General features: G+C 59.5%; 11 protein-coding genes. 7 read left to right on the forward strand and 4 right to left on the reverse strand.

Annotated elements, in window-relative coordinates; translation table 11 throughout:
• The first annotated feature begins 135 nt into the window (after window positions 1-135).
• From B3M52_RS09440 to nhaD, 5 genes are all read left to right on the forward strand, one after another.
• Window positions 136-468, forward strand: coding sequence for a hypothetical protein (locus B3M52_RS09440; RefSeq protein ID WP_075194727.1), 333 nt, complete (start codon window positions 136-138; stop codon window positions 466-468).
• A gap of 82 nt (window positions 469-550) precedes the next feature.
• The gene (locus B3M52_RS09445) at window positions 551-1153 is read left to right on the forward strand and encodes a CBS domain-containing protein (protein WP_075194728.1); all 603 of its coding nucleotides are present in this window, start codon (window positions 551-553) and stop codon (window positions 1151-1153) included.
• 77 nt (window positions 1154-1230) lie between these two features.
• Window positions 1231-2652, forward strand: a complete 1422-nt coding sequence (locus B3M52_RS09450) for an acetyl-CoA carboxylase biotin carboxylase subunit (protein ID WP_075194729.1) — start codon at window positions 1231-1233, stop codon at window positions 2650-2652.
• Between the two features lie 21 nt (window positions 2653-2673).
• Window positions 2674-4470, forward strand: a complete 1797-nt coding sequence (gene oadA / locus B3M52_RS09455; protein WP_075194730.1) for a sodium-extruding oxaloacetate decarboxylase subunit alpha — start codon at window positions 2674-2676, stop codon at window positions 4468-4470.
• A gap of 59 nt (window positions 4471-4529) precedes the next feature.
• Window positions 4530-5945, forward strand: a complete 1416-nt coding sequence (gene nhaD, locus B3M52_RS09460; RefSeq protein WP_075194731.1) for a sodium:proton antiporter NhaD — start codon at window positions 4530-4532, stop codon at window positions 5943-5945.
• On the opposite strand, the gene B3M52_RS09465 is transcribed toward nhaD, so the two are convergent.
• The 4 genes from B3M52_RS09465 to B3M52_RS09480 all read right to left on the reverse strand — a co-directional run bounded on the left by B3M52_RS09465 (window position 5935) and on the right by B3M52_RS09480 (window position 11214).
• Window positions 5935-7416 carry an amidase gene (locus B3M52_RS09465; RefSeq protein ID WP_075194732.1) on the reverse strand — a complete coding sequence of 494 codons (1482 nt, stop codon included), beginning with the start codon at window positions 7414-7416 and terminating at the stop codon, window positions 5935-5937. The two genes, nhaD and B3M52_RS09465, sit on opposite strands and share 11 nt — an antisense overlap.
• A gap of 30 nt (window positions 7417-7446) precedes the next feature.
• Window positions 7447-8454, reverse strand: coding sequence for a hypothetical protein (locus tag B3M52_RS09470; protein WP_286749446.1), 1008 nt, complete (start codon window positions 8452-8454; stop codon window positions 7447-7449).
• A 224-nt stretch (window positions 8455-8678) separates the two neighbouring features.
• Entirely contained in the window at window positions 8679-9887 is a 1209-nt protein-coding gene (locus B3M52_RS09475) for an acyl-CoA dehydrogenase family protein (protein WP_085680023.1), read from the reverse strand.
• Window positions 9888-9909: 22 nt separating this feature from the next.
• Window positions 9910-11214: an acyl-CoA dehydrogenase family protein gene (locus tag B3M52_RS09480; protein WP_286749447.1), complete on the reverse strand. Its 1305-nt coding sequence runs from the start codon at window positions 11212-11214 to the stop codon at window positions 9910-9912.
• A gap of 293 nt (window positions 11215-11507) precedes the next feature.
• Between B3M52_RS09480 and B3M52_RS09485 the strand changes: the two genes are divergently transcribed.
• Together B3M52_RS09485 and B3M52_RS09490 are read left to right on the forward strand one after the other, a co-directional pair.
• Window positions 11508-13214, forward strand: coding sequence for an autotransporter assembly complex protein TamA (locus tag B3M52_RS09485; RefSeq protein ID WP_185906448.1), 1707 nt, complete (start codon window positions 11508-11510; stop codon window positions 13212-13214).
• Window positions 13211-16954 (forward strand): translocation/assembly module TamB domain-containing protein, encoded by a 3744-nt coding sequence (locus B3M52_RS09490; RefSeq protein ID WP_286749448.1) that lies wholly within the window; start codon window positions 13211-13213, stop codon window positions 16952-16954. The genes B3M52_RS09485 and B3M52_RS09490 overlap by 4 nt, the downstream gene beginning before the upstream one ends.
• Window position 16955: the final 1 nt, after the last annotated feature.

The following is a 16955-nucleotide window of genomic DNA, read 5'->3' on the forward strand; positions in this document are numbered from 1 at the left end:
TAACTCCCCCTCCTACTCGATTCAGGACACGCTTTTCCCGTATCGGCCACGAAAGCTTGCATTGCCACCATCCCCTGAGGTTATCATTAGCCGTCGCCTTTGCATTAGTTAGGCAACTACTAACACGGTGAAATGATGCCCCGTCGCTCCGAACACACATTCAGCCTGTCTGGCAACCTCGTTGCGTTGCTGGCACTGATATTTGTTGTCTGGACATCGGTTACCGTTGCGCTCCCCACCCTGGATGATCCTGTTGCCACCACTGTCGCGCTGAGCGATTGGCAAGGCAGTTCCGAATCCTCAGAAGGGGCCTCGTCACCCGGCGATGTGTCGTCGCTGTCGCCCACATTCGTTTATCCACCGTCGGCGTTGACGTCCCGCGCCCTTCATCAGTTGGCCTTTGACGGCCCCCCCAGAAGAATTCTCAGTTACCCAGGCCAGTCACAGGCACCTCCCTACCAGCTATAGACATTCGAACTGATTCAGGCGCTGCTGCCCCTGCGTGGGTGCCCCGCGCCTGGAGAAATGGTCTTTAGCCAGGAGAATTGCCATGGGCAATCAATCAAGCGTTCAAGCGTCCCTGTCTGCCGGAGCCAGATACCGGCTTGTTTCACCGGAAGACGAGGACACCCTCACCAATGACGCCGCCGCGTCGGAGCTGTTGAAGGACTTCACCAGGCAAGCCCCGGTGATCGTCCGGTCATCGCGAGAGATCCAGGAGGTCAAGAAGACACTGGATGTTTCCGGAGAAACCTTTTGTGTGGTTATCAATCGAAATGATGAGGTGGTCGGAATATTGACCCTGAAGGATCTGATCGGTTCCTGGCCCATGAGTCTCGCCAACCGGCGTGGAAGTACCATCGCCGACATTGTTGCGCGGGACATCATGCGGCCGGTATGGCGCTTGCCAACGATAGAGCTCGGTAAGCTTCAGGACCTGAAAATTGATGAATTAATCACCATTTTCAAGGGGCTTCATTCGGACTATCTTTTGGTAATGGACACTGTCGCCGTTGGGGCAGAGGAGCAGGTTATTTGCGGGCTGCTGTCCGCTGACGAGCTTAGCCGGCGCCTTGGTATTCGAGTGACCCCTGATCCCGGCCCGGGATCTTTTTCCGATATCGTTCATGCGGTGCGGAAAAACCCCGGGTAGAAGGACGCAACGCTGCAACCTGCCGTTGCGGGTTGCAGCTTTCTTCCGTTAATGACTATTACTTGAAGGAAGCTTCCATGGCCATTAAAAAAGTGCTCATCGCCAATCGCGGCGAAATTGCCGTTCGCATTGCGCGGGCCTGTAAGGAGTTGGGCATTCGTTCCGTCGCTGTCTATTCAGAGGCGGACCAGTACTCCCTGCACGTCAAGAAAGCGGATGAGTCATACCAGATCAGCAAGGACCCGCTCAGCGGTTACCTGAACCCCCACCATCTGGTTAACCTGGCAGTCGAGACCGGCTGCGATGCCCTGCATCCCGGTTACGGTTTTCTCTCTGAGAATGCCGAGCTTGCCGCCATATGCCAGCAGCGGGGAGTGACCTTTATCGGCCCGTCATCCGAGGCGATCCGTTCAATGGGCGACAAAACCCAGGCCCGCCAGACCGCCATCGCTGCGGGAGTACCCGTGACGCCGGGCTCGGAAGGCAATCTCGATGACGTGGAAGACGCGGTGCGCCAGGCGGCGGAGGTGGGTTACCCGGTTATGCTCAAGGCCACCTCCGGTGGCGGTGGCCGGGGCATTCGCCGCTGCGATAACGAGAAAGAGTTGCGGCAGAACTACGAGCGGGTGATTTCCGAGGCTACCAAGGCCTTTGGCAGTGCCGAGGTTTTCCTCGAGAAATGTATCATCGAGCCCCGTCACATCGAGGTGCAGGTACTGGCCGATCACCATGGCAATGTGGTCCACCTTTACGAGCGTGACTGTTCCATCCAGCGCCGCAACCAGAAACTGATCGAAGTGGCACCATCGCCCCAGTTGAGTGAGGAGCAGCGGGAATACATTGGTAATCTGGCCATCCAGGTCACTCGTCAGTGTGGCTATGTGAATGCTGGCACCGTCGAGTTCCTGCTGGATCACGATGACAGCTTCTACTTCATGGAGATGAACACCCGGGTGCAGGTGGAGCACACCATCACCGAAGAAATCACGGGCATCGATATCATCAAGGCGCAGATCCGCATTGCGTCGGGCGACCCCCTGGAGTTTTCCCAGGACGACATCAGCTATCGGGGCTTTGCCGCCCAGTTCCGGATCAACGCGGAAGACCCGAAGAACGGTTTCCTCCCCAGCTTTGGTCGCATCAGTCGCTACTATTCCGCTGGCGGGCCCGGGGTGCGCACGGATGCGGCCATGTACACCGGCTATGAGATTCCGCCCTACTACGATTCCATGTGCGCCAAGCTGATTGTCTGGTCGAGGGAATGGCCGGAATTGGTGGCTCGCTCCCGCAGGGCGCTCAGTGACATGGCCATCTACGGGGTGCACACCACGATTCCGTACTACCAGCAGATCCTTAACCACCCGGATTTCCAGGCTGGCACGTTTAACACCGGCTTCGTTGAGCGTAATCCCCAGTTACTGGAGTACAGCGACAAGTCCCGACCGGAATCCATAGCCACGGCCGTTGCTGCCGCCATTGCCGCCCAGGCAGGCCTGTAAAACGAATATCGGAGAAGATCCATGAGCAAGAGAAAGATCCACATTACCGACGTGATCCTGCGGGACGCCCACCAGTCCCTGATCGCCACGCGAATGCGCACCGAAGACATGCTGCCGGCCTGTGAATGGCTGGACCAGGCGGGCTACTGGTCATTGGAGTGCTGGGGTGGTGCCACGTTTGACGCCTGCGTGCGGTTCCTGAAGGAGGACCCGTGGGAGCGTCTGCGCACCCTGCGTAAGGCTCTTCCCAATACCCGCCTGCAGATGCTGTTGCGCGGGCAGAACCTGCTGGGATACCGCCACTATGGCGACGATGTCGTGGAAGCGTTCGTTGAAAAAGCCGCGGAAAACGGTATTGACGTGTTCCGGATTTTTGACGCCTTGAACGACGTGCGCAACCTGGAAACCAGTATCAAGGCCGTTAAGAAGGCGGGCAAGCATGCGCAGGGAACACTGTGCTATACGGTCAGCCCCGTGCACGACGTGAAAACCTTCCTGGATCAGGCTCAAACCATGGCGGAGATGGGTGCAGACAGCATCGCCATCAAGGACATGGCGGGCCTGCTCACGCCGGCAGTAACCGCAGAGTTGGTCAGTGGCCTGAAGAAAAACCTCAAGCTGCCGGTGTTTCTGCACTCTCATGCCACCTCGGGTATGGCGCCCATGTGCCAGTGGGCAGCGCTGGAAGCGGGCGTTGACCATATTGATACGGCGCTGTCGGCCTTTGCGGGCGGCACTAGCCATCCGCCCACGGAATCGTTGGTGGCTGCATTGCACGACGCCGGCTGTGAAACCGGTCTCAACCTTGAGCTGCTGGACAAAGCCACCCGTCACTTTCGCGAGGTTCGCAAGAAATACCACCAGTTTGAGAGTGACTACAACGGCGTGGACACTTCAGTGCTGCTGTCCCAGGTTCCTGGTGGCATGATGTCCAACCTGGCCAACCAGCTCAAGGAGCAGGGCGCGCTCGACCGGATTCAGGACGTGTTTGAGGAAATCCCCCGTGTGCGTAAGGATTTGGGGTACCCGCCACTGGTGACACCAACCTCCCAGATCGTGGGCACCCAGGCGGTCATCAACGTGCTCGGTGGCAAGCGCTACGACACCATCACCAATGAAGTGAAAAAATACATGCAGGGCTGGTACGGCAAGGCTCCTGCGGAGGTGGACACTCAGCTGCAACGGCGGGCCGTGGGCAAGGAAGAACTGATCGAAGAACGCCCGGCCAACCTGATTCCCAGGGAGCTGTCGGAGCTGCGCAAAGACGTTGGGGATCTCGCAGAGAGCGAGGAAGATGTGCTGACCTATGCCATGTTTCCGGATCAGGCTCGCACTTACCTGCAGCAACGCCGCGACGGTACCTTGCAGCCGGAAACGCTGGAGCCCATCACCGCCGGTAAGGCCGGGGGCAATGTATCCACCGAGTTCCGGATTACGGTGCACGGTGAAAGCTACGATATCCACGTAACAGGTGCCAATCCGGTGAGCGAGACCGAACGCCGGTTCTACATGACGGTGGATGGCGTACCTGAGGAAATTCACCTGGAATCCCAGGGCGAGGTGTCTGACAATACCCGCAAAGGCGGCCGTGCCCGGGCCACCGGGGAAGGCCACGTGACAACCACCATGCCAGGTAATATTGTTGACGTACTGGTGAGCGAAGGTGACGAGGTTTCCGCCGGTGACCCGGTGCTCATCATCGAGGCCATGAAAATGGAAACCGAGGTCAAGGCCACCAAGTCCGGCACCGTCAAGGCGGTGAGTATTGCCAAGGGCGATCGGGTTGCGCCTGGTGAGAGTCTGATCGAAATCGAATAACCCAATCCCCCGGGACGGTCGTCCCGGGCATTCCATTGCAGTTGGGAGCACCCCCTCGAATGAAGTCGATCTTGTTGTCGTTAGCGGCCGTGTTGTCGTTGGCGCCCGGACTGGTGTGGGCAAATGCCGACCGGGCCGTGGATCTTGTAGCCCACCCGGTGGGGTACATTGCGATAGCGATCTTTGTGGTCGCCTACCTGTTGGTCATGCTGGAAGAACGAATCCACCTGGCCAAATCCAAACCCATGCTGATCGCAGCGGGGCTGATCTGGATCCTCGTGGCTCTGGCCTACCGCGCCGCGGATGCCAATGGCGAAGTGGAAGAAGCCATACGGCACAATTTCCTCGAATACGCGGAACTGTTCTTCTTCCTCCTCGTGGCGATGACCTACATCAACGCCATGCTGGAACGCGGCGTCTTCGACCAGTTGCGGATCTGGCTGCTTGGCAAGGGATTCGGTTACCGGCGCCTGTTCTGGATTACCGGTATGCTGGCGTTCTGCCTCTCGCCGGTCGCAGACAACCTGACCACGGCCCTGATCATGTGTGCGGTGGTGATGGCGGTGGGCCGCGACAGCGCCAAGTTTGTGTCGCTATCCTGTATCAACATTGTGGTGGGTGCCAACGCGGGTGGGGCGTTCAGCCCGTTCGGGGACATCACCACATTGATGGTCTGGCAAAAAGGCATACTGCCCTTTCAGGACTTCTTCCAGCTGTTGCTGCCGTCGATCGTCAATTTCCTGGTGCCGGCTGCATTGATGCATCTCGCGTTACCAAAGGGAAGGCCGTCGTCACCCGAGTCATTCGGTAACGTCATTCGGCCAGGAGGGTTGGTGATCTGCGGCCTGTTTCTGCTGACGATCGCCACCGCCATCAGCTTCCATCAGTTCCTGCACATTCCCCCGGTGTTTGGCATGATGACCGGGCTCGGCTACCTGAAAATTTTCGGCTTTTACCTCAAGCGTCACGAGGAATACCACTGGAACGAGGGTTTCGAATCCCCACCGGGCGACAGTTCCGGGGATCGCACGCAGGGTCGTCGAGCTTTCGATGTGTTTTCTCACATCGCCCGGTCGGAATGGGACACCCTTTTCTTCTTCTATGGGGTGATCATGGCGGTTGGTGGCCTGGGCTTCATTGGCTATCTGGGCATGATGTCGGCCACGCTGTACGGTGACCTGGGCCCGACCTTCGCCAATGTCATGATTGGCGTCATTTCCGCTTTGGTGGATAACATTCCGGTGATGTTTGCGGTGCTGACGATGAATCCGGAAATGCCGGACTATCAATGGCTACTGGTTACGCTGACGGCAGGGGTTGGGGGCAGCCTGCTCTCCATTGGCTCCGCAGCGGGCGTCGCGTTGATGGGGCAGGCCAGGGGGCAGTACACGTTCCTCAGCCATCTGAAATGGACGCCGGCCATAGCCTTGGGTTACGGCGCCAGTATCTGGGTGCATTTCCTGGTCAACGGCTGACGTCTGGCGGCCGCTGGAAGCCGGCAAGCCCCTCCGCTTCCAGCAGCTCCGCAAACCGGATTGTTGTCAGGTCGCTTCCCGGTGCTCCGATGACCTGAACATTGAACGGCAGGCCCTCCTTTGTCTTGCCGATAGGCACAGACGTGGCGGGTAGTCCGAGCAAGGTGGCCAGGGCGATCCAGCAGAACTGGTCCATGTAGGCCCTTGGCTGGCCGGCAACGGTGATCTGGCGTTTGAACACCGGGTTGCTGTGATCGTGCCGTATGGCGGCGGTCGGGGTGATTGGCGTTAACAGGACATCGAACTCGTCAAACAGGGTGGCGATTTCCGCCCGCATTTTCTCCCGCATTTCGCTCCAGGCCATCCATTGATAGACCGGCTGGTTCACACCACGACCGTACTCACCGATAAAAGCCGTCACCGGGCCGAACAGGTGAAGCCATTTTTCCAGCCTGGCGATCCATTTCATCTGCCGCCGTTGTGCGGGTTTCATGGAGGTGCTGAGAAGACTGCCCAGCAAGTTGAAGTAAGCGGGCAGGATATGTTCCAGATTGAGCAGGTGGTGCCTGGCCTCGGCAACCAGCGCTCCCTTGGTTTCCAGTGCCCGCCCGAGCTGTTGGTAGCCGTTCAGTAATTCGTCGTCGATGGGGCACAGCGGGTCCTTCAGCCAGAGGCCCACCCGTGCCTGTTCCAAGGCGTCGACGGTGGCGGGTGCCATGGCCAGTTGCCAGCTATTGCGTTCGCGTTCCGCGGGCCCGGCAATCACGTTCAGCAGCAGCTCCAGGTCCTTCGCTGATCGGGCCAACGGTCCACCTTCAGCCAGGTCCGGCCGAGACTCTGTGCCCGGTGGCCCTGGAATGTGACCACGGAAGGAAACCAGGGCGCGGGATGGCTTATGACCGAAAACACCGCAGAAATGCGCTGGTGTGCGGATCGAGCCAGCCAGATCGCTGCCAACCTCCAGGGGAGTCATACCTGCCGCCAGCGCCGCGGCCGCGCCGCCGGACGACCCGCCAGGGGTGTGGGCCAGGTTGTGGGGATTGTTGGTGACGCCAAAGAGTTTGTTGTAGCTCTGCAGGTCGGTGGCGTAGATAGGGACGTTGGTTTTCCCGAGGATGATCGCGCCGGCGTCTTCCAGGCGCTTTACCACGTCGGCGTGTCTGGTGGGGATGTAGTCTTTCAAGGCAGGCGCGCCTGCGGTGCAGGTCATGCCTGCAACCTCCCAGGTGTCCTTCAGGGTCAGTGGCAGCCCATGGAGGGGGCCAGGGGCGTCGCCTCGCGCCAGAGCCTGATCTGCCTTCCGGGCATTATCCAGAGCCCTCTGTTCATCCAGCACTACAACGGCATTGATATCGGCATTGCACTGACGAATCCTGTCCAGGAAGGCTTGCGTCACTTCTACGCTGGTTAGCTTGCCTTCCTTAAGGTCCCTAACAAGTTCGGAGGCGGAACGGTCATTCACGGGGTTCATGGCATCCTCTGTGTGGTTGGCTGTGCCTGTTCAGGTCAGTTCGCTGCGCCAATGCTTGACCCTGACCTGGGCCTTGACGGCATCGAGAACTTCCACAATCAGGTTAATCAGGGCTTCGTTGTGTACGTCGTTTTCGTCCTCGTTATCAGGGGAGGGCAGGAACACATTGACGATGTCTTCAATGAAGGCGTGGTTGGAGGCCGACGCAAGGTCCTCAAGGATCTGGTGTATGACGTTGGCCACGATATCGCCTACGGCTTCTTCCAGGGTTTCCTGGATGGTGGGACCGACGACAGGCAGGTATTTCAGGCGTGACAATTCAAGGTTCTGTTTCAGTGCGTTGTCCACGCGGGTTTCCAGGTAGCTTCGCAGGGCGCCGCGATTCGGGACATAACCTTCTCGGGCTGCTTCAGCCACTCTTTGCGACACCCAGTCGGACAGCATCTCCCGCCGCGGGTAGAGGATGTCGTTCTGGATGCGTTCAAACAGGGGTGAGCCGCGGCGTATTTCATCCTGGGCACCAGAGAGTACTTTGATGACGATGCGATCGGAGAGCTCTTCCATGAAGGCTTCGTAGTAAAAATTGAAGAACTGGAAGGCTCTGGTCTGGGTAACGTCGATGACCTTGTACTGGTGCAGGCGGTAGATGATGGAGATAACCCGCAGTATCCGCAGGAAGCGGAAGCTGCCGACGGGGATGCAGCCGATGATGTCGTACCAGTGGATAAAGGGGTAGAAGTACCAGCGGTCGTAGACTTTGGCCTTGATGGCGTAGCCCCAGCGCACGACGAACTCGGTCAGGAAGATGCTGACGAAGATGAGGTCGTAGAACAAGAAGTTTTCGTGGATGGGCTGGTAGAGTTCTTTGACAAGCGGTGCGTGTTCAGCGAGCAGGTTCTGGACACCGGTGAAGTTGTAGATGGAGTCGAAGATGATGAAGGCCAGGTTGATGATAAGCAGGCCTAGCATCAGGAAGTCTATGATGAACCAGATGAGTTGGTGGCTGGTTTTCAGGTTTTCTCGGTTTATCTTCAGCATTCATCAATCCAGGACTTCGAGTTTGGAGTCTGCAGCGGATGTATCGCTTCTCCCCAGACACGCCGTTAACCCATCCATGGGGGCTCGGCATTGCCATCCTTGGCAATGCACGGTCTGGGGAGAAGCGATACATCCGCTGCGATCAGGCTCTGAGATGCCCGCCCTCCTGTTGAGAAAAACGGGTTGCACCTGCCTGATTTTTCGACGCTTTCGTACAGGTTAGCTTATTTCAGCTCTGCCGACGACTTACCGAGCAGTCTCCTGGCGATGATCAGTAGCTGGATCTGTTGGGTGCCTTCAAAGATGTCGAGAATCTTTGAGTCCCTGGCCCATTTTTCCAGTAGTTCAGTTTCGCCGTAGCCAAGGCTGCCGCAGAGTTCGACGCAGCGCAGGGTGACCACGTTGCCCACGCGGCCAGCTTTGGCTTTGGCGATGGAGGCTTCCTTGGAGTTGGGCAGGCCGTTGTCGGCCATCCAGGCGGCGCGGAGGGTTAGGAGCCGGGCCGCTTCGAGTTCGGCTTCCATCAGTTGCAGTTCGCGGGTGACGGCGGGTTGGGTCCAGGTCTGGTGGTGGTATTCCAGGTCGGTGCCGGTTAATGCGATGAGTTCGCGGGTTTTCTGCAGGGCGGCGCTGGCGACGCCTATGGCCATGCCGGCGACGACGGGGCGGGTGTTGTCGAAGGTTTGCATGGCACCGGCGAAGCCTTTTTCGACGCTGACGTCGGGGTCGCCCAGGAGGTTTTCTTTGGGAATGCGGCAGTTGTCGAAGCGGATGGCGGCGGTGTCGGAAGCGCGGATGCCGAGTTTTTTCTCCAGACGTTCGACGGTCATGCCGGCGGTACCTTTTTCCACCACGAAGGATTTGATGGCGGCGCGACCTTTGTTGCGATCGAGGGTGGCCCAGACCACGACGGCGTCGGCACGTTCTCCGGCGGTGACGTAGATTTTTTCGCCGTTTAGGATGTATTCGTCGCCGTCTTCGGTGGCGGTGGTACGGATGGCGGCGGAGTCGGAGCCGGCGCCGGGTTCGGTGATGGCCATGGCGGCCCAGGTGTTGCCCAGGCGGGCGAGTTGTTCTTCGTTGGCAACGGCGGCAATGGCTGAGTTGCCGAGGCCCTGTCGGGGGATGGACAGGGCCAGGCCGACGTCGCCCCAGCACAGTTCGGTCAGCCCCAGAACGGTTTTCATGTTGGTGCCGTTACGATTACCGCCCCCGCCGTTGCTTTCGGAGCGGGCCAGTTTTCCGGCGCCGGTGCCACCATCGGCCGCGCCGTCGTTCATGCCGTCCATGATGGAGGCAAGCAGGTCGAGTTCCTTGGGGTATTCGTGTTCCGCCCGATCGTATTTGCGGGATATTGGGCGAAACACCTCCCGGGCCACTTGTTGTGCCTGATTGATCAGAGGAGAAAATTTCTTCGGTATCTCGAGATTCATCAGAGGTGTCCTTACGTTTTGATCAGGCGTGAAGGCCGCCGCTCAGGGTGGAGATGGAGCGAAGGTCGCGATACCAGCGCTCGACCGGATGTTCCTTGACGAAGCCATGCCCGCCCAGCAGTTGAACGCCGTTGGTGCCGATCTCCATGGCTTTTTCGTTGCACAGTAACCGGGCCAGGGATGTTTCACGGTGCGTTGATAAGCCTTGCTCCAGTCGGCTGGCGGCGCGCCAGGTGAGCATGCGCATGCTGTCGGTTTCTATGGCGAGGTTGCTGATCATGAACGCCACGGACTGGCGGTGGCTGATGGGTTCTCCGAACGCCTCCCGTTCGTTGCAGTAGGGGATAACGTAGTCGAGAACGGCCTGTGATGTGCCGATGGCAAGCCCGCAACGGAGCAACGAGCCGCAGTCCAGGAACGCTTGGTAGTCGAAATCGTTGTCGCCCAGCAGGGCGTCAGGAGACAGTTCAACGTTGTCGAGCCGCAACTGGACAGGCGCGGAGGCTCTCAGCCCCATGCCCGGGTCGGGTTTGGTCTGGAGGCCTGTCACGCCGGCTTCCACGATGAACAGTCGCGGTCGGCCATGCAGTTCCGCGGCAATCAATAGCAGGTCTGCACTGGCGCCGAGGACCACGCTGCTTTTCAGGCCGTTGAGGGTGTAGCCGGTTGCGGTTTCGATGGCGGTGGTCTGCAGCCTGTTCGGGTCAAACAGGGGCATGGGCTCGTCAATAGCAATGGTGGCTGTGGGCGGCGCGTCGTCGCAGAACGCTGGCAGGTATCGGCTCTGCTGTTCCCCGGTGCCCCAGCGGGTGATGGCCTGGGCGACACTGAACGGCGACAGGAGTGCGGTTGCGATGCCCATGTCGCCCCAGGCCAGTTGTTCGGCAATCAGCACGCTGGTCACGGGAGACTGATGTTCCGCCACGCCGCCAAAGGCTTCCGGTACTGCGTACAGGCCAAGGCCAAGCTCGGATGTGGCCGCTGTGACGGTTTCCGGTATTTCCCCGGCTTCATCCGCGTCTGAGGCCGCCGGTCTGATCCGATCCTCTGCCAGCCTGCGGAGCATGTCGGTGATCATCTGTTGGTCATCGGTCAGGGAGAGGTCGAACAGATCCCCGGGTATGCGATTCGGCAATTGCTTGCGGGGCAGCCAGTTGTTCACGCGCTTGAACTCCCGGCCAGCGTGAGCAAGGGTGCGAAACCCGGCACGGGTGCCGTGATAGGCGGTTCTTTCCAAAGACTGACGCAGTCCCAGCCGGTCCAGCATTGGGTTGGCCGCAAGACGATTCATCATCGACAGGGCGAGGCCGACGGGGGTGCGTGTCATACGTTCTCTCCTGGCCATACATTTTCTCCTGGCTAACGCCGCCCGTTTCCGGTTGTCTGGCGATCCGATGCAGTGGGTGTCACGCGATCATGGGGGCATCGGGCATCCTCGCCATTGGCATAGAGCGCATTACAGGCAGGCAAGATGGTCAATTGCCATGGATTAAACGGACCGCTACCCGGTACACTCATACTGCCAACGCGCCTTTTCACCCACTTTCACTGAAGTAATGCTGCTTGATGCGTTCCCACATTAGACCTCTGTTTCTACGCCCTGTCGGGATCGTCTGGCTGATGATGCTGGCAACACCAGGATTGACCTGGGCGCAGCAGGTGGAGGTCAACGTGGAGGGGGACTATCCGCAGCTTCAGGATAATGCGGAAGCCTTCCTGGGTGAGGTTGAGGGCCGCAGTGCCGGAAGCCTTAGACGATACGCCAGCACCGCCGAAGCACAAGTGGAAGAGGCGCTCCGTGCGCTGGGCTACTACAGCCCGATGATTCAGTGGGAAGTGGTCGAACAGCCCGGCGATGACGAAACACCCGCTCGCCTGGTATTGACCGTGCAGCCCGGCGAACCCATTCGCGTCCGTTCCCGGCAGGTGTCCATCGAAGGCCCGGCCAGTCGGGACCCCGATTTCGTGGGAACCCTGCCGGAAAAGCCATCGGAGGGGGATGTGCTGAATCACGGTCAGTACAGCACGTTGCGGCAGACCATCCAGAACCGAGCCACCCGGCTGGGGTATTTTGATGGTGAGTTCACCACCCGCCGGCTGGAAGTCAACCCGGAACAGCACACTGCGGATATTTCCCTGGTCTTTCGCAGTGGCGTGCGATATCGCCTGGGCGAAGTGAGCTTCAAGGAAGGGCATGGTTTCGAGGAGCAGTTGCTTGAGCAATTCGTACGTTTTGAGCCCGGTGAGATCTATCACGCCGACAAGGTCGCGAGGCTAAGCGGCGATCTCTCCAACAGCGGTTATTTTTCCGGAGTGGACATTGACGCTTCGCCTGGTAAAGCCGAGGAGGGAGTGATACCCGTGTCGGTGGACCTGACCACTCGTCCTCCGCGCTCGGTTGCAGCCGGTGTCGGTTTCTCCACGGATGTGGGGCCGCGTTTCAGCGGTAACTGGCGGGAGCACTGGATCAACCCCATGGGTCATCGCCGCGGCGCTCAGACGGAACTCTCGGTGCCGCGACAAAATGTGGGCGCCTGGTACGAGTTGCCCCTTGATCCTCCCATGACCGATTCCATTCGCCTTTCCGCCGGGTATCAGCGGGAGGATATTGAGGATGTGGAGTCTGAGCTGCTGACCCTTGGCCAGCAGTGGAAACACCAGCTCGATAACGGCTGGTTGCAGGTTGCATCGATTCGCTGGGAAGGTGAGCGTTTTCGCATCGGCGATGATGACCCCGAGCAGAGCAGCCTGTTGCTGCCGGGGCTTGGGTATTCGAAACTGCAGGCGGACTCGCCGTTGGATCCATCCCGGGGATATCGTATCCAGTTCGATGTGACCGGTTCTCACCGTGCCGTCATCTCCGATGTGGATATTCTCCATGCCAATGTTCTGGTAAAGGGCCTCTACACCCTGGCGGACAACCACCGTTTTCTGTCCCGGTTCCAGTTTGGTGGCGTGGCCACCAATCGCTTCTCGGATGTGCCGCCGTCATTGCGATTCTTTGCCGGTGGCGACCAGACGGTGCGGGGGTATGGCTATGAGACGCTGTCACCCCGGAACAGCGAGGATGTGGCCATTGGTGGCCGTTACCTGATGGTAGGCAGTGTCGAGTATCAGTACGAGTTTACCGAAAACTGGCGGGTCGCGGCGTTTGTTGACGAAGGCAACGCCATGGATGACCTGTCGGACCCGCTGGCGACGGGTGCCGGCCTGGGCATTCGCTGGATCAGCCCGGTCGGGCCGCTGCGCCTGGACGTCGCCAAAGGCCTGGATCCCGAGTTTGGCGGTGAGTGGCGCATTCACTTTTCCATGGGGCCGGAGTTATGAGCGACGAAGCGAAAACTCCAACACCAAAACGGTCAAAACGCCTGAGAAACGGGTTGTTGATAGCGCTGGCCGTTATTGTCCTGCTACCGCTGTTACTGCTTGGGTTGTTGGTGCTGGCGCTGCGTTCGGAAACCGGTACAGCCTGGGTGATTGATCAGGTTCCCGGCCTCGAGGTCGAGCAGGGGCAGGGTTCGTTGCTGGGACAGTGGCAGGCAGCCTCCCTGACATGGCAGGGCTACGGTGTGGGGCTAAAGGTAGAGTCGCCGGTCGTTGACTGGTCGCCCACCTGCCTGTTCAACAAACAGCTCTGTCTGGAGCGACTCCTGGCAGGCAGCATTGATCTGACTCTGCAGCCATCCAGCGAGCCCAAAGAAGACAGCGGTGATATCAGTCTACCCAGTGTCGACCTTCCGTTGGGGCTGGTGGTCCGGGACGTGAACCTTGGTCCCTTTACGCTCAACGATGCCAAGGTCTGGGACCGGCTCCAGCTCAAGGCTCAGGGTTCCGGTTCGGACTGGCATCTGCAGAACCTCGCCTTTGTTCGGGACGATATCAGCATTGATGCCTCCGGCAGGCTCCAGACCCGGGGCGACTGGCCGCTGGATCTGGAGGTTGGGCTGATGCTCCCGCCCCCATATGGCGCTGATTGGCAATTGGCACTCAATCTGACAGGGAGTGCTGCTGACCTGAGAGTTCAGGGCCAGAGCAGCGGTTATCTTGCCGCCACGCTGGCTGGCCGGGTGGCGCCGCTGGACAGCGCCCTGCCGGCGGAACTGACCGTTCGTTCCAGCCGGTTCGTCCCGGCGGAGGGATTACCGAAAACCCTGGTGCTGACAGACACCGTGGTTGCCTTGAAAGGCAGCCTTGAGAACGGTTTCCGCTCGGACTCCCGCACCGTGCTGCCCGGATCGACAGGCGATATACCCTTGTCATTGAAGGGGTTGGTGACTACAGAAGGCCTCGATGGATTGGAGCTCGTGTTGACCGGCCCCGGGACTACTGAGGCTGAGACGGGCCGCCTCCTCGTCACCGGCAACGTGAGCTGGGAGCAGGCGCTTCAGGCAGACGCCAAGGTCAGTCTCGACGCTTTTCCCTGGTACAGCCTGATTCCGGATTTTGAACAGCCGCCGGTCACATTGCGCCAATTCAACGGCGACGTTCAATACCAGGGGGGAGCCTATCAGGCGAGCATTGACGCCAGTGTCAGCGGCCCCATGGGCGACGCCGATATGGCGGGGGATCTTGAGGGTGACCTGGAGTCCGTTGCGTTGACGAACCTGCGCGTCAATACCGGCGCGGGTTTCCTCGGCGGCCGTGCGGACGTGGCGTTTGCTGATCAGTTGTCGTGGGATGCAAGCCTGACGCTGGACAGCTTTAACCCTGGTTTCTGGCTCCCCGCCCTGGAAGCGAGCCTGAGCGGCGACGTGGATACCAGCGGACGTCTGCAGGAGGAAGGAACGCCTACGCTGCAGGCAAAATGGGACCTTTCCGGAAGTTGGCAGGCCAATGAGGCGCTGATACGAGGTGCGCTGGACAGTGATGCCGGCAACTGGACATTGTCAGATCTGGAGCTTGAGGTAGGGGACAACCGGGTGACCGGCCAGGGCCGATGGGGGCAACAGATTAACGGCAACCTGGAACTGAACCTGCCTGCGCCGGAAACCTTCCTGCCGGGGCTGGCAGGTTCGATCAATGGTACGGCATCGGTTTCCGGCACCGTGGACCAACCCCGTGGCAAGGTAACACTCACTGGCAGCGACCTGGCATGGCAGGATCAATTGAGTCTGTCCAGCCTGGACCTGACGGCCACGCTACGCGAAGGGTTCAACATCCAGGCGGATCTTCGGGGAAAGGAAGTTCGGTATGGCGAACAGCTACTGGAAGACTTGTCGCTGGCACTGACGGGAACTCGGGATGATCACCAACTCAGGCTAAACGCCCGCCATAAAGAGGCGGAGTTGTCGCTGTTGCTGGCCGGAGACGCCTCGGAAAGCTGGAATGCCTGGGTGGGTGCGCTTGAGCAGGGGCAAATCAGTGTGCCTGCCCAAGGCCAGCAATGGACCCTGTCAGAGTCCGCGGCCCTCGAGTATACCGAAGCGGGCAAGCTCACGTTGGGACAGCACTGCTGGCAGTGGCAACAGGCGTCTGTCTGTGCCGAGGACCAGACTCTGCTCCCGACTCAAGATATCGCCTATCGCATTGAAAATTTCCCGACCACGGCACTCTCCCCGCTGTTGCCGGACACCCTGCGTTGGGACGCAACGCTGAATGCTGACCTGCAAGTGGTCATGACGGAAGATGGGCCGGATGGTGAAGTATCCATCGATGCCGGTTCCGGCGAGTTTGAAGTGCAGGTGAGGGACGAATGGGAGAGCCTGAGCTACAACACCTTCACCACCCGCCTGAGTTTGAAGCCGAATGTGGCGGAGCTGGACCTGCAGTTGCAGGGGCCTGATATTGGTAATCTCTCTGTCGGCATGTCGGTCGACCCGGATAGTGATGCCCGTGAAGTCGATGGGCAATTCAGCATCGAAGGCCTGGATATCGCCATGGCTGGCATATTTGCCGGGCTGGAGGTTGTTGAGGGAGAGCTCAATGGCGAGGGGACGCTGTCTGGGCCGCTAATGAAGCCAGCTGTAAACGGAGAGCTTGCGCTCTCTGGCGGTCACATTGCCGATCCACGGTTACCGATTCCGCTTGAGGATCTGGTGGTCAGCCTGGAGTTGAAAGGATATAGCGCGGATTTGTCCGGACGTTGGCGTAGCAATGAACGCGGAAGCGGCAACATAGAAGGGTCGTTGGCCTGGGAGGCGGAACCGTCGGTGGAAGTGCGGCTGACCGGTGACCGTTTGCCCTTCAATTACGAGCCGTACGCCCAAGTGGAGCTGGTGCCGGATATCACTATCGCCTACGAAGGCGGCGATCTGTCGGTTTCCGGTAACCTGAACGTACCTCGGGGCACGATCGAAATTCGCGAGCTGCCCGCCCAGGCCGTGTCCGTATCCGAGGACGAGGTTATCGTCGGTGCTGAGGAGAAGGAAGGCGGGCTCCGCACTCTCAATATGGACGTCACTGTCGTGGTCGGTGAGGACGAGGTCAGCTTTAGTGGTTTCGGTGTCACCGGTAACCTTGAGGGGACACTGCGTATCGGCAACAACCTGGATACCCGAGGTGCCCTGCAGCTTGTTGAAGGCCGGTATGAGGCCTACGGTCAGGAGCTCGACCTGCGCCGGGCCAGGCTGGTGTTTGTGGGGCCACTGTCAGAACCGTACCTGGACATCGAGGCAGTGCGGCGTGTGGACAACGTGGTGGCCGGTATCCGCCTCAGCGGCCCGGTGAGCTCGCCCCGGACCGAAGTGTTTTCTGAACCGGAAATGCCTCAGACCGATGCGCTCTCGTATGTGATCCTCGGCCGGGCACCGCAAAGTCGTGGTGATGAGGGGCAAATGAGCAGGGCAGCCATATCGCTGGGGCTGACTCAGGCTAACAAGGTAACCCAGGGTATTGGCGAGGAATTCGGAATACGCAATCTGACGCTGGAGGCGGAAGGCTCAGGGGATGAATCGGCAGTAGTGGCCAGTGGTTACCTGACGGATGAACTCAGCATCCGCTACGGTGTCGGCATCTTCCAGCCCATCACCACGGTGGCGCTACGTTACGATATCGGACGTTACTTCTATCTGGAGGCTGCCAGTGGCCTGGCAGCCTCCCTGGATATATTCTATACGCGGGACTTCTGAG

Source organism: Marinobacter sp. UBA2688 (assembly GCF_002352785.1).
Classification (GTDB): Bacteria; Pseudomonadota; Gammaproteobacteria; order Pseudomonadales; family Oleiphilaceae; genus Marinobacter; species Marinobacter salarius.

Excerpts from the sequence above, each read along its gene's own strand:
- B3M52_RS09475 (WP_085680023.1), bottom strand. The coding sequence starts at position 9,887 with ATGAATCTCGAGATACCGAAGAAATTTTCTCCTCTGATCAATCAGGCA.
- B3M52_RS09490 (WP_286749448.1), top strand. The coding sequence starts at position 13,211 with ATGAGCGACGAAGCGAAAACTCCAACACCAAAACGGTCAAAACGCCTG.
- oadA (WP_075194730.1), top strand. The coding sequence starts at position 2,674 with ATGAGCAAGAGAAAGATCCACATTACCGACGTGATCCTGCGGGACGCC.
- B3M52_RS09465 (WP_075194732.1), bottom strand. The coding sequence starts at position 7,416 with ATGAACCCCGTGAATGACCGTTCCGCCTCCGAACTTGTTAGGGACCTT.
- B3M52_RS09480 (WP_286749447.1), bottom strand. The coding sequence starts at position 11,214 with ATGACACGCACCCCCGTCGGCCTCGCCCTGTCGATGATGAATCGTCTT.
- B3M52_RS09440 (WP_075194727.1), top strand. The coding sequence starts at position 136 with ATGCCCCGTCGCTCCGAACACACATTCAGCCTGTCTGGCAACCTCGTT.
- nhaD (WP_075194731.1), top strand. The coding sequence starts at position 4,530 with ATGAAGTCGATCTTGTTGTCGTTAGCGGCCGTGTTGTCGTTGGCGCCC.
- B3M52_RS09445 (WP_075194728.1), top strand. The coding sequence starts at position 551 with ATGGGCAATCAATCAAGCGTTCAAGCGTCCCTGTCTGCCGGAGCCAGA.
- B3M52_RS09470 (WP_286749446.1), bottom strand. The coding sequence starts at position 8,454 with ATGCTGAAGATAAACCGAGAAAACCTGAAAACCAGCCACCAACTCATC.
- B3M52_RS09485 (WP_185906448.1), top strand. The coding sequence starts at position 11,508 with ATGATGCTGGCAACACCAGGATTGACCTGGGCGCAGCAGGTGGAGGTC.
- B3M52_RS09450 (WP_075194729.1), top strand. The coding sequence starts at position 1,231 with ATGGCCATTAAAAAAGTGCTCATCGCCAATCGCGGCGAAATTGCCGTT.